Genomic DNA, 12,774 nt, shown 5'->3' with positions numbered 1-12,774 from the left:
GTGCTCCCATCTCCCCTCCCGCGCGTCGTTTCTATCTCGGTCGGTCGACGTCGATGTGAACGGTCTCGTCCATCGAGCGTCGATGTTCCGGCGCTGGTAAGACTTCGTTGGATCAGGCAACGGATCGCTCAAGTTTCCGGTCGAAGCCTGCTTCCGCTCGATCTCCACCGTCCGTCCATGCCGATTCGGAAGATGCCGATTCGGAAGATGCCGATTCGGTAGATGCCGATTCGGTAGATGGTGCGTGGGGCGATGCGGACGCCGCCCGCACGGGCTCAGTTGATGGCGACGGTGGCGCCCTTTAGCACGGCGGGGCCGGAGCCCTCCAGCGTCAGGTTGACGCACTTCACCTCGGCGTTGCCCTTCGCGTCCACCTTGAAGTCCGCCGTGCTGCTGATCTCCACGCCCGCGCCCGACAGCACCAGCTTGCCGTTGGCCGACTTGATCGTCACGTCGGCGTCGGCGGTGATGGTGACGGTGTTCTCTTTGGTGTCGATGACGATGCTGTTCTTCGCGGTGCTGTCGATGATCTCGATGCGCCCCGACCCCTCGGTGTCGGTGAGGCGGATCACGTGTCCGCTCAGCGACTTGATGGTGCGGAAGCCGTTCTTGCCGTCGTCGTTCTTCTCCGGCGGCTTCGCCTCCATGTTCCACAGCGACCCGATCACGTACGGGCTGTTCACGTCGCCGTGCTGGAAGGCCACGAGCACCTCGTCGTCTACCGAAGGCAGGAAGTAGAAGCCCATCTCCTTGCCCGCCATGGGGGTGGCGCACCGAGCCCAGCCGCTCTCGTCCTCGTCGCTGAACCAGGGGAAGCGCAGCTTCACGCGGCCCAGCCCGTCGGGGTCCTCGTTGTTGGTGACCACGCCGGTCACCACGCCGTACACCCGATCCGCGTGCGGGTCCGGCCCCTGGAGCAGGTCGATCAGGCTCATCATCCCACCGAGTTGCGGCGCGCGGAGAAGTCGGTGCGGTAGCCGCCGCCGCCCAGCGAGTGCGTGGTGCGCGTCACGTAGTAGTCGCCGCTGAACCGCGGCCCCACGCCGTCGATCTCCACCACCATCCCCGGCTTCAGGTCCGGCAGGCCGATGGTGGCGCCGCGCCCGGTGACGAAGCGCAGCGCGCGGTCGTTGAAGATGGCCTTGGCCCGCTCGTCGGCCTCGGCCTGCGAGGTCACGGGCTCGTTCACGAAGAGCGTGGTCTTCTTGCCGAACGCCTTCTCCGCCACCGCGGGGCCGGTGGAGGTGCCGCCCATCTTCCCCTCCTCGTCGCCGGCCGCGGCCTTGCCCTCGATCTTCTCGCCCGTGGCGGGGTTGGTGCCGCGCACGATCACCTCGCCCACCTGCTCGCGCGTCTCCATGGTGGGCGTGAAGCTGCGCAGCGGCATGGTCTTCATCTCGGGGTCGAACGCCTTGGCCGTTCGGCCCCACACCAGCGTGTACGCCTTGCCGCCCATGTCGCGCGGCTTGCCGAAGTGCAGCACGGTGCCCTCCATCCACAGCTCGTACCGGATGCGGCGTGCGCGCTCCTGCAGGAAATCGAAGTCGGTGCCGTTCTGCTCCACGTGCTCGAAGGTCACGTCGGTGGCGTCGGCGCTGGCGGTGAGCCCCGCCTCGCCCGCGATCTTCTGCACGATCTGCTGGTCGGTCATCTTGGCGAAGGTGCGGCGCTTGGTGCCCGGCAGCAGCCGGTGCAGCCGCGACTGGCCGGTGACCTGGAGCGTGGGCGTGCCGCCTTCGGGAAAGCTGGGTGCCAGGCCCGTGATCTCGCCGTCGAAGAGCAGCTGCAGCGCGTCCACGTAGCCCATGCTGATCTTCACCCCCACGCCTTCCTGGAACAGGTCGGCCTTGTCGCCGTGCGTCCACGGCATCAGCGGGTACGGGTTCGCCACCGTGAGCGTCAGCTCGTCGATCGCCCCGGCCGCCAGCGTCACCGACACGTCGGTGATGTTCTTGGAGACGTCGGCGGCCAGGCGGGTGCCGTTGACCTCCACCTTCAGCTCCGGGGCGAAGAACTCCGCGCTCACCCTCCGCGCCTCACGCCAGCGCCGGCAGCGCCAGCACCAGCCCGGGCCGCAGCGACAGCGGGTCGGTGATGCCGTTGGCGGTGGCGATGGGCCGCCAGCGCGCCGGGTCGCCGTACTCCGCCGCCGCGATGCTGCTCAGCGTGTCGCCGCGCTTCACCGTGTACGTCTTCACGTGGTCGGCGCTCTCGGTAGGCGTCTCGCGAACCAGCACCTCCACGTCCACGAACTCCTTGAAGCTCACGCTCAGCGTGGCGCGCACCGGCGTTCCGTCCGGCAGGAAGAGCGTGAACCGCCCGCCCACGCGCTCCAGCACGCACCGCAGGCTGAAGCTGCCCCACGCGAAGGTGCAGATGGGCGGGCGGTGCAGCGGGCCGCGTATGTCCAGCAGCCCGTAGACCTTGCCCGTGTGCTTCCGGACGTCGGTGCCCTTCTCGTACGTGTCGAAGAACAGGTCCATCGACAGCGTGCGCCCGTTGCCGCGCACGTACTGGAGGATGGGCGCGCCCAGGCCGGGGATGGCGACCTCGCTGAGCGTGACCGCCTTGTCCAGCGAGTACTGCGTGGGGTTGAAGAGGACGGTGATCGGCGACTCGTCCTCGGGCGTGATGGTGGCTTTCGCGAGCGCCATGCGTCACAGCCCCCGCTGGCGGCGCTCGCTCGCGAGCCGGGCCGCCAGGATGTCGTAGACCTGATCCGCGATCCGGCTCACGTCCGGCGCCGATGCGGCCTCCGCCGTGCGCGTCGGCATCTCGGCCGCGGGTGCGGGTGCGGGCTCGGGGCTCGCCTGGCGCTGCACGGCCAACGCAGCGCCGCCGGACATGCGCTGCACGGGAGATGGGAAGCCGCCCGCGCCGCTCTCGCCCGCCCACGCCCGCGGCGGTGCGTGCACCAGCGTGGCCGCCGCGCGTCCGCCAGCGGGAGCTTCCGCCCGCACCGCTGGCATCCTCTGCACCATCGGCGCTGCCGGTCCGCCGGAAGCCGCCGCCCGCCGTGCCTCCGCCACGACCAAGCGCGGGCCGCCGAACGCACCGCCGCTCGAGCCGTCCGCGCGCCGCTGGACCGTCGGAACCGCGCTCACGACGGGAGATGCAGCGCCTGCCGCGCTCTCCCGCGCCGCGGATCTCGGCCGATCCGCCGCCGCTCTCGCGACCGCAACCACCGGCGCGCGATGGATCATCTCCCCGCCCGATCCTGCGCTGCCGAACCCTCCGTCGCGCGCGGATGACGACGCCACGGCCGTCACCACCGGCAATGGTGAATCGGTAGATGCGGACTCAGCGGCGTCGCGCCCCGGCTCCACGGTCGCGCGCTGAATGGATGGCGTCGTGCCGGGAGATGCGAATGCGGAGGCGAGGTGGGTCCCGGCTGCGCCGTCTGCTCCGGAAACGGCTGCTGGCCTTGCATCGGAAGCGGCGGCCAGCGCGCGATGGATCATCGGCGCGGATGCGGAATCCTCTACGACGTTGCGGCGGCGCTGGCGCATGAGCGGCATCTGCGGGCCGTCCGCAGACCTCGTCGTCGCCGCCACACCGCCTGTCCGCGCCACATCGCCCGTCCGCGCGGCATCTCTCGTGTGCGCCACATCGCTCGTCCGCACCTGATCGCCCGTCTGCACGTCCGTGGCGGCTGTCGGAGCGGCATTCGCCGCAGTCGTTGGCTGAGCCAACGTCGCTGGAATCCGCTGCACGTCCCCAGCGCTCGCATCCGCACGGACGACGATCGGCAGAGGTGCATCTCCCGACACCGTCGGCTTTACGCTGCTCGGCGTCACGGGCAATGCGGATGCGGAAGGCGCGTCGGCCGAGGGGGCGGGGGAGCGGTGGATCATCCCAGCAGACGGGGACGCCGCTTGAACGCCTCGCACCGTCGGCATCACCACCGGCAGCTCGGCAGATGCGGCTGGCGCGACCGGCCCCGCATCTTCCGAAACCGCGTGGGCGGCGTGGCTCGTGGGAGAAGCGGCATCCGTGGATGGCGACGCACCGCCGCGCATCGGCGGAGTGCTCGTCCGATCCCCCGGCTTTGGAGCGGTCGGCGCGGCACTCCGCTGCACGAGCGGCGACGGGGAGGCGGCGGACGGCGCATCTCGCGAGACGACCGACGCAGCGGCGGACGGCGGCGCATCCGCAGATAAGGCAGACGGCCGCGCATCTTCCGAAACGGCGGACGCGGCGGGGAGAGCGAGCGGGAGCGCGGAGACGACGGGGACCCCGGAGGCCGTGCCGGACGCGACGGCGCTGCGGGCGGCGAGGGTTTCCAGCAGCGGAAGGCGGCTCGCCATGCGCTGCGTGCGCGCGTACGTGACGGCCGCGGGCGCGCGCGAGATCACGCCCGGGTGCGTGGCGCGGCGCAGCAGGCGCGCGGTCAGCCGCGCGTCCACGGCGCCCGCCCACTCGCCCGCGGCGGGCCGTTCGGCGGCGCGTTCCTCGCTCATCCGGCCACGTCCGAGATGGCCCCGCCCAGCATCCGCGCCGCCGAGAGCGCGCTGCTGGCGAACGGCTTCTCGATGCCGCGGTGCACCAGCTCCACCGTCTCGGTGGCGACGGCGCCCTGCTCGGCGCGGAAGTCCGGGCCGCTCCACTTCACCGGGTACGCATCCGCGAAGTTCCACCACATCGCGGGGAGCCGCCGCGCGTCCAGGAGGTAGATGGAGCCGTTCTTCCGCTTCACCTTGCCCTTCACCACGTCCTGGTGCCAGCTCCACAGCGTCTCGATGTCGGTCAGCCCGCGCTTGAGGACTAGGTTGGCACTGTAGCGGGTGGGGCCGGCCAGCTTGTGCACGTACGCGTTCAGCCCGCCCTCGCGGTACTCCTCGACCTCGGTCTCCACCGCCAGGCCCGTCACCTCGCTGAACCCGCCCACGATCAACCCGTCGATCTCCACCAGGAAGTTGAAGCCCATGTACGGGTCGTTGCGAATGCCCAGCAGGCCCGTGGCCGCGGTGAACGCCGCGTTCAGCATGGTGCTCCTTCCGGTGGGGACCTCGGTGATTGCCGGCCGGCGGGAGAGGTCGGCGCCCCTCGCTCTCCGTCAGCCGCTGCGGGCAGCCTGCGCGTTCAGCCGCTCGTTGATGCGTGCGATCTCGGCCACCCAGCGCTGCCGGTCGCGGTGCTCCATCGCCATGACCTGCGCGTGGGGCCAGTGGAAGTAATACGACAGGTAGGCTACCTCCTCGTACAGGCGCTCCGAGGGGTAGCCCGTCACCCCCCCGCTGCGGCCGTCTCCACCTCGAAGGCGCCCTGGCAGTGGGGGCAGGTCACCGCCAGCCGCGCGTGGCCGGCCTCGTTGGCCCGCGCGTACAGGTCCTGCAGGAAGGCCAGGTCCGCCGCGAACAGCCCTTCCACCACGGCGGGGTTCACCTGCTTGAGCGAGCCCAGCCGCACGACGACCCGCGAGAGGAGGATGATGACGAGGTAGCCGGGGTTGGACTGCACCCGCGGGTCCCGCAGCGGGGCGATCTCGTCGTACGCCGTGGCCAGGCGCATCACCCCGTCGCGGTGCACGGTGCCCTCCGGGTCCACGTAGCCGCGGGGGAGGGTGAAGGGCAGCTCGGTCTGGAGCGTCATGCCTTGCTCAGGCCCTCGTGCGCGATCTCCACGCTCTCCAGCGCCACGTCGTTGCCGGTGGCGTTCAGCGCGGGGCCGCTCCACTTGGTGGGCCACCCGTTGATGAAGTTCCAGCGCAGCTTCTCCTCGCCCGCGTCGTTCATCAGCACGATCGAGCCGTTCTTGCGCTCGGCCTTGCCGGCGGCCGCCTTGGCGCGCCAGTCCCAGAACTCCATGTCGTCGGTCATCCCCCACTTCAGGGAGATGTTGGAGTAGGTGACCAGCCCCGGCAGCTTGCGCTGCGTGAGCGTGTCGGTCCCCTCGCGGTACTGGATGGGGTCCTGCGTGGTGTCCAGCCCGCCCGCCTCGCGGAAGCCGGCGCGCACGATGCCGTCGATCTCCACCAGGAAGTTGTATGCGCGGTACGGGTCCTTGCGGTCTCCCACTGCCATGGGGCTGCCTCCTTGGGCGCTAGGCGGGACCGGGCCCGCGGGTGGTGGTGCCGCCAGCGCCGTGCGTGACGCGGACGACGACGAACTCGTTGGGTGCAGCGGCGGCCATCCCCACCTCGGCCACCACGTGCCCCAGCGCCTGCACCTCGGGCGGGTTGGTGGCGGCGTCGCAGCGGACGTAGAAGGCCTCGGCCGGCGTGGCGCCGGCCAGGGCGCCGCTCTCGTACAGCCCCGTCATGTAGCGCGTGAGCTCGCGCTCCACGTGGGCCCAGGTGGCCAGGCCCACCGGCTCGAACGTCACGTTCGCCAGCGCGCGCGCCACCCAGCGCCGCAGGGTCAGGAAGAGCCGGCGCACGCCCACGTACGTCCACTCGCCCCCGCCCAGCGTGCGCGCCCCCCACACGCGGATGCCGCGGCGCGGGAAGGGGCGGATCACGTTCACCGTGGCCGGGAAGGCGGCGTGGCCGGCCTCGCCCACCACCGTCTCCACGTCCAGCACGCCCTCCAGCGCCTCGTTGGCGGGCGACTTGTGCACACCCGCCGCCGCGTCGGTACGGGCGAAGATCCCCGCCACGTGCCCGCACGGCGGCACCACGGCCCCCGGCAGCGCGGCGTCGCCCGCCGTCCGCAGCCACGGGAGGTAGAGCGCCCCGTCGGCCGACTCCAGCGCCGCCGCCTGTGCCGCGGCCTGCGGGGCACGCGAGCCGGGCAGCGCGTCCAGGATCGCGAAGCGGTCGCCGGTGCGGCGGCAGTGGGCCAGCACCTCGCCCTGCATGCGCACCGCCGCGTCGGCCGCCGCGCTCGCCTCGTCGCTGCCGGTGGCGGCGCGGCCGGGGGGGGAGAGGCGGGCCACGGCGCGCATCACGTCGGGCGCGCACACCAGGTCCACCTCGTCCAGCGGCTCCAGCGTGGCCAGCGCCCGGGTCAGCGCCGCCAGCGCCAGGTCCGCCCCCGCGGCAGACGCGTCGCGCAGCACGGCGCGCATCTCCGGGTCGTCGGGGTCCTCCAGCCGCACCACGTGGCACAGCTCGCCGCCGTTCTGGAAGAAGCCGCGGACGGCGTGGGCCAGGAAGCCGCCCTCCGGCTGCCCCGCCGCCGGCCCGAACGCCGCCTCGAACCCGCTCCACCGCGACAGCTCCACCGGCTCCAGCACCGGCCCCGCGGCCGCCATCCCCACGAACGCCGGCACGCCGGTGCGCAGGGCCGGCGGCCGGGCGGCGACCACCTCCTCGAGGTAGACGCCGGGCGTGGAGTACGTGGGCACGGGGCCGCCTCCGGGCTACGCGCTCACGCGCCCGGCTGCCACTGGCTGATGCGGAAGATCACGAACTCGGCCGGGCGCACCACCGCCACGCCGATCTCGGTGACCACCTGCCCCAGGTCGCGCAGCTCCGGCGGGTTGGTGCTGGCGTCGCACTTCACGTAGAACGCCTCCTGCGGCGTGGCCCCGAAGAGCGCGCCGTCGCGCCACACGTTGGTGAGGAACGCCACGATGTTGCGGGTGATCTTGGCCCACAGCGCGGGCGTGTTGGGCTCGAACACCACCCAGTGCGTGCCGTGGTCGATCGACTTGCGCAGGAAGAGGAAGAGCCGGCGCACGTTCACGTACTTCCACTCGCCATTGGCGTCGCCGCCCAGCGTGCGCGCGCCCCACACCTTGATGTCGCCCCCGAAGTCGCGGATCAGGTTGATGCCGTCGGGGTTCAGCCCGTTCTGGTCGGCGATGCTCAGGCGCTTCTGCAGGCCCACCGCGCCCCGCACCACCTCGTTCGCCGGCGCCTTGTGCACCCCGCGGCTGCCGTCCACCCGCGCGAAGATGCCGGCGATGTGGCCGCTGGGCGGGACGAAGTCGACCTTGTTGCGCGACGGGTCCCACACCGAGATCCACGGGAAGTACATCGCCGCGTAATCGCTCGTGCCCGTCCCGCCCGCGATGCCGGCCACGGTGAGCGTGTCGGTCTGGCTGCCGTCCAGAATGGCGAAGCGGTCGCCCATCCCCTTGCAGTGCTCCACCACCATCTTCTGCGTCACGTCGTCCGTCGCGCCGGGCACGATCACCAGCGCGATCTCGTCGATGGCCTTGAAGCCGTCCAGCGCCGCCTGCACGTCCGTGGGCGAGCCGGCGCCGAGCACGCGGGTCACCCAGCAGCGCGTGCCGCCGTTGTTGAAGAAGCCGTACACCGCGTGCGCCAGCGTGCGGTTGCGCAGCGACACGTCCGCCACCGTGGCAGGCGTCGCCGCCTTGGGCTTGGTGGTCGTCCCGGTGGCCGCGGGCGTCGTCCCGGCATCGGCCGCGGCGGGCGTGGTCACGGCCGCGGGGGTTGCGGGGACGGGGGCGGGCGGGGCGATCTGGAAGTCGCCGAACGCGTTCTTGAACTGCTCCCAGCTCGTGATGAGCTGCGGCTCGCCCGCGGGGGCCACCACGAACGGCACCGGCGTGGGCTTGCCGTTCTGGTCCAGCGTGACGCGCCCGGCGGCGTCGGTCACGAACCTTCCCGGCTGCGCCGGCATCACCACGTCGTCGGCGACGCGGCCTACGAAGCCCGCCGTGCTGGTCCCGACCCCCGCGATGGGCTGCACCGCAGACGCGACCTCCTCGACGTACACTCCCGGGGACAGATACTGGGGCATGGTCTGCGTACCTCCGTTGAGGGGAGACGGCACCACGGGCCGGGCGGGCGCCCGCTGGCGCGCGTGACGGCGTTGGGTTCGGGCTGCTCTAGGAGCTGCGGGCGCGCGGGGAAGCTGGCGCGCCGGTGCCGCGGACTACGGTGCATCGGGTGGAGCGGCGCTGCGGTGAGGCGACTGCGGTGCTGCGGCTGCCGGGCGGAAGAATTCGGAATTTCGGGAGATGCAGGGCGGCTTCGAAATGGGCCGTAATCGGCCCAAGGCGATGCGGCTGAAGGGCATCCGGAGATGCGGAGAAGCCGCGCGTCCTATCTCGCTCTCATCCTATCAGCCGGTGGCGCAATCGTCTTGCCGCCGGTCGGCGAATTTCCCGCAACGGCATCATAAAGCGCGAATCGCTCCACGTCAAACAAGTCCGAAAAGGGGCCGGTTGGGAACGCTCCCGCGGGCCTGAGACCCGCCGTGTCCGCACTGCCGCTCCGGCGAGCCCGCGGAGCGTTCGGGGAACCAGGATTCCGCCTCAGCTCCCCGCGCGGACGAGGGAGAAATCCGCGGTTTTCGACTTGCCCGCGGCGGCCTTCACCTCCTGCGCCGCCGGAGCGTGGCCGCGCGCGGAGACGACCACGGTGCGCGTGCCGGCCTCGATCGCGTTCAGCACGTAGCGCCCGTCCGCACCGGTCAGCGCCTGCTCGCCGCCGCCCTTGAGCGCCACCTGCGCCATCGCCACCGCCTCGCCGTCCGCCCCCGTCACCTTCCCGCGGATGCGCGTGGGCGGGAGCGCCGCGCCCGCGTCGGCATGGACCACGCGCTCGCCCTCGCGCGCCACGGCCGCCTTCACCTTCACCGCGCCGTAGCGGCTCCCGGCAGGTGGGAGCGAGACGGCCAGCGTGTACGCGCCGTCCGGCAGGTCCGCGAACCGGAAGTGCCCGTCTGCCGAGGTCGTGGCGAGGTGCGGCGCCTGCACGGTCGCCGAGCCGCCCGCGTGCTCCCGCGCCCGCACGTCTGCCCAGCGGCGGAAGGCGGCGGGCCCGGCGGTGATCTCCACGCGCGCCCCGCCGAGCGGGCGGCCCGTCTCCGCGTCGGTGACCATGCCCGCGAGGGCGACCTGCCGCCGCGTCGTGTCCCAGGTGGTCGGCATCGCGCTACTCCTCGCCCACGCCGACGCGCATGCGGATCACGCGGTCGGTCGCCACCTTGCCCATGTCCATCGGGTCCTGCACCTGCACGCCCAGCGTGACGGTGAGGTTCAGCGCCGCCCGCGGCCGTCCGCCCAGCGCCTGCCAGAACTCGCCCAGGTTCTGGAGGTGCCCCGGCTGGAGTGAGAAGGCCGGCGGGCTGATCTCCTGCGCTCCGAGCGCGCCCTGCAGCGACGCCTCGGGCAGGGTTCGGTGGCGCAGGAGCACCTTCATCACCTCGCCCAGCAGCCGGTGCTCGTCGAGCGACGCCGTGGGCGATCCCTCGCTGGGCCAGGCCGTGATCAGGTACGAGCAGTCGATGCGCACCGGCGGCCGCGTCTGCGTCGCCGTCCCGTCGCCCTTCCGCTCGATGCGCCACTCCGCGCTGCGCAGCTCGCGGTTCTCGCGCACGTCGTACAGGAAGAGGTCCACCGCGGGCAGCGACACCGACGTGGGGGGGAACTGGTCGTTGGGCGTGGCGAAGCTGATGGTCACCTGCTCCACCAGCCCCGGCGGCAGCTCGCGCCGCAGCAGCTCCTCCAGGCTCCGGTCCAGATCGTCGATCATGCGCGCTCGCTCGTGTCGGGAGATGCGTGGCGGAAGGCGGGACCGCGTTCACGGGAGATGATTGGCGTCGGCCGATCTGCCGCACCAACCGTCGTTGCCCGCGCGCAGGTCGGCGGCCCGGGCCGGACGATCAGGCGCGCGAGGGACAGGAGCGCGCCCGAGAGGATGAAGTAGACCGGCGGAGTGGTCGTCCAGTACACCACCGGCCACTCGAAGAAAGAGCTCTTCGCCGTACCAGGAAGGTGCAGCAGCGCGACGGCTGCTCCGCCTGCGGTCGACAGCAGCGCCAGTGCGCCGGCCGCCCAAAGCGTCTCCACGTGCGACCGCAGCACCCGCCCGGCGAGAGGGATGCAGATCGCGTACGGCAGCACGACGAGAAGCCACCACTCCACCGGCACGTGCATCCAACGCCCCAGCCGCGGGACGAGGAGCAGGTCGTATACTGCCTCGGTCCCGAGCCACCCCAGGACGACGAGCGCGACCGAAAGCGTTACGCGGCGAGCTGATGGTTTCAATATCCCGCGCTCGTTCGCAAATCGGTTGGCGGATGATTCGGCTTCGGTCGATCCCCGTCCCCGCTGCGGAGAACCCGCCGAGTACCGTACTCTCGGCCGCCGAACCCTTCCCACCCCGGCCGCGACCGGGGCTCGTTTCGCGAAGCCGGTGGGGCAGCAGCCCGCGAAGGCGGGGCTTCGTGCCTTTGTAGCCGCGGCTTCAGCCGCCAGGCGTGACGCCCGCCCGATCTCTTCCGACGTGCCTCAGCCGTGCTGCGCGAAGTGGCCCAGGTCGGCTTCGGAGAGGACCTTGCCCATCTTCTGGTACTCGCGGCGGGTGGCGCGGACCACGTGCGCCATGGTGACCACCCCGCCGTCGTCTGCGGCGAGGAAGGCGGCGGCGAGCGCGATGTTGCGGATGCTGCCGCCCGCGACCTCCACGCGGCGCGCGACGACCTCGAGATCGAGATCGGCCGACCGCGGCGCCTTCTCCGGCCAGATCGCCTGCCAGATGCGGAGCCGCTCGCGCTCGCCGGGGAAGGGAAAGTCCACCGTGAACTGGATGCGGCGCACGAAGGCGTCGTCCATGTTCTTGCGGAAGTTGGTGGCGAGGATGACGATGCCTTCGAACTCCTCCATTCGCTGGAGCAGGTACGCCGTCTCCAGGTTCGCGTAGCGGTCGTGCGAGTCGCGCACCTCGCTGCGGCGCCCGAACAGCGCGTCCGCCTCGTCGAAGAAGAGGACCGCGTTGCTCGTCTCGGCCTCGGCGAAGATGCGGCCCAGGTTCTTCTCCGTCTCGCCGATGTACTTGCTGACCACCGTGGACAGGTCGACCTTGTAAAGCTCCAGCCCCAGCTCGCCCGCCACGATCCCGGCCGCCATCGTCTTCCCCGTGCCCGACGGCCCGGCGAAGAGCGCGTTCAGGCCCTTGCCCATCGCCAGCTTGCCGTCGAACCCCCACTCCTGGAAGACGAGCGACCGGTAGCGCACGTGGTGGATGACCTCGCGAAGCTGCTGCACCCGCTCCGCCGGCAGCACGATGTCGTCCCAGCGGTGCCGCGGCTCGATCTTGCGGGCCAGCGTGCCCAGCCGCGGGTTGGAGTGCATGCGGCTGGCGGCGTAGAGGTCGTCCATGCCCACGCGCGCCGCGCCGGGGTCGCGTGCCAGGGCCAGGTTGCGCGCGGTCGCCGCCGCGTCGCGGATCTGCCCGCCGGTGAAGCGGAACGCGTTCGCAAGCGCCTCCACGTCCACCCCGCCGCCCTTCGATGCGTCGCCGTTCAGCGACGCGCGCCACAGCCGCACGCGGTCGCCGTACTCCGGCGCGGGGATGGTCACGCGGAAGAACGGCCGGCCGTGCAGCGAGTCCGCCGGGTCCCACGCCGCCTCTCCCGCCACAAAGGTCGGCGCGCGCCACTCCTCCATCTCGCCCACCGCGGCCGTTCGCGCCGCGCGCCGCTCGTCTCCCAGCAGCGCGTCCCAGCCTTCCAGCAGCAGCGCCGCGCCCCGGAGCAGCGCCTCGCGCCCGGCGAGGCGAAGCGCGTCCGCCACCGCACGCGGCTCGTCCGCCGCGAGACGGGCTACATCGACCGCCAGCAGGCCCAGGCCCATCTCGCGGCAGAGCGCGGCGGCCGTGCTCTCCTTGCCCACGCCGTACGGGCCCTGGAGATGGAAGACGGGCGGCTCCCCGCCGGGCCCGCGCTCCGCCGCCAGCAGCGGAAGCCGCCGCGCCAGCTCGTCCGGCAGCAGCAGGTCCGCAAGCCGTGGCGCCGATGCGACGGGGCGGACCACGTGCAGCAGCGCCCCGTCCATCGCCTCGACGCCCACGAGGAAGTCGACCACGCGCTCGTCCACCTTCAGGTAGCGGCTGAGCAGCGGCGGCTCGCGTTG

The 12,774-nt window shown here is 72.0% G+C and carries 14 protein-coding genes; all 14 read right to left on the bottom strand.

Features of this window, described 5'->3' with window-relative positions:
• Window positions 1-275 precede the first annotated feature (275 nt).
• The gene (locus tag VFE05_18240) at window positions 276-938 is read right to left on the bottom strand and encodes a phage baseplate assembly protein V (GenBank protein ID HET6232019.1); all 663 of its coding nucleotides are present in this window, start codon (window positions 936-938) and stop codon (window positions 276-278) included.
• Window positions 935-2,026, bottom strand: coding sequence for a contractile injection system protein, VgrG/Pvc8 family (locus tag VFE05_18235; GenBank protein ID HET6232018.1), 1,092 nt, complete (start codon window positions 2,024-2,026; stop codon window positions 935-937). The genes VFE05_18240 and VFE05_18235 overlap by 4 nt, the downstream gene beginning before the upstream one ends.
• A gap of 10 nt (window positions 2,027-2,036) precedes the next feature.
• Window positions 2,037-2,654: a LysM peptidoglycan-binding domain-containing protein gene (locus VFE05_18230; GenBank protein ID HET6232017.1), complete on the bottom strand. Its 618-nt coding sequence runs from the start codon at window positions 2,652-2,654 to the stop codon at window positions 2,037-2,039.
• Between the two features lie 3 nt (window positions 2,655-2,657).
• The gene (locus VFE05_18225; GenBank protein HET6232016.1) at window positions 2,658-4,460 is read right to left on the bottom strand and encodes a hypothetical protein; all 1,803 of its coding nucleotides are present in this window, start codon (window positions 4,458-4,460) and stop codon (window positions 2,658-2,660) included.
• Window positions 4,457-4,987, bottom strand: a complete 531-nt coding sequence (locus VFE05_18220; protein ID HET6232015.1) for a phage tail protein — start codon at window positions 4,985-4,987, stop codon at window positions 4,457-4,459. The genes VFE05_18225 and VFE05_18220 overlap by 4 nt, the downstream gene beginning before the upstream one ends.
• A gap of 69 nt (window positions 4,988-5,056) precedes the next feature.
• Complete coding sequence (locus VFE05_18215; protein ID HET6232014.1) at window positions 5,057-5,230, bottom strand: DUF6760 family protein; 174 nt, start codon at window positions 5,228-5,230, stop codon at window positions 5,057-5,059.
• Window positions 5,227-5,592, bottom strand: coding sequence for a hypothetical protein (locus VFE05_18210; protein ID HET6232013.1), 366 nt, complete (start codon window positions 5,590-5,592; stop codon window positions 5,227-5,229). Before VFE05_18210 ends, VFE05_18215 begins: the two co-directional genes overlap by 4 nt.
• Window positions 5,589-6,023: a phage tail protein gene (locus tag VFE05_18205; protein ID HET6232012.1), complete on the bottom strand. Its 435-nt coding sequence runs from the start codon at window positions 6,021-6,023 to the stop codon at window positions 5,589-5,591. Before VFE05_18205 ends, VFE05_18210 begins: the two co-directional genes overlap by 4 nt.
• Before the next feature lie 19 nt (window positions 6,024-6,042).
• Complete coding sequence (locus VFE05_18200) at window positions 6,043-7,287, bottom strand: phage tail sheath subtilisin-like domain-containing protein (protein ID HET6232011.1); 1,245 nt, start codon at window positions 7,285-7,287, stop codon at window positions 6,043-6,045.
• Window positions 7,288-7,310: 23 nt separating this feature from the next.
• A complete protein-coding gene (locus tag VFE05_18195) occupies window positions 7,311-8,654 on the bottom strand; it encodes a phage tail sheath subtilisin-like domain-containing protein (protein HET6232010.1) in 1,344 nt (447 codons plus the stop codon).
• Window positions 8,655-9,171: 517 nt separating this feature from the next.
• Entirely contained in the window at window positions 9,172-9,789 is a 618-nt protein-coding gene (locus VFE05_18190; GenBank protein ID HET6232009.1) for a carboxypeptidase regulatory-like domain-containing protein, read from the bottom strand.
• A 4-nt stretch (window positions 9,790-9,793) separates the two neighbouring features.
• Entirely contained in the window at window positions 9,794-10,393 is a 600-nt protein-coding gene (locus tag VFE05_18185) for a DUF4255 domain-containing protein (GenBank protein ID HET6232008.1), read from the bottom strand.
• Complete coding sequence (locus VFE05_18180) at window positions 10,390-10,908, bottom strand: hypothetical protein (GenBank protein HET6232007.1); 519 nt, start codon at window positions 10,906-10,908, stop codon at window positions 10,390-10,392. Before VFE05_18180 ends, VFE05_18185 begins: the two co-directional genes overlap by 4 nt.
• Window positions 10,909-11,151: 243 nt before the next feature.
• A partial coding sequence (locus VFE05_18175; protein ID HET6232006.1) for an AAA family ATPase occupies window positions 11,152-12,774 on the bottom strand: 1,623 nt, incomplete at its 5' end.

Source organism: Longimicrobiaceae bacterium (assembly GCA_035696245.1).
In the GTDB taxonomy this organism is placed as follows: Bacteria; Gemmatimonadota; Gemmatimonadetes; order Longimicrobiales; family Longimicrobiaceae; genus DASRQW01.
Note: the sequence above shows the minus strand (reverse complement) of the source record. Positions and strands in the feature narration are given on the sequence as shown.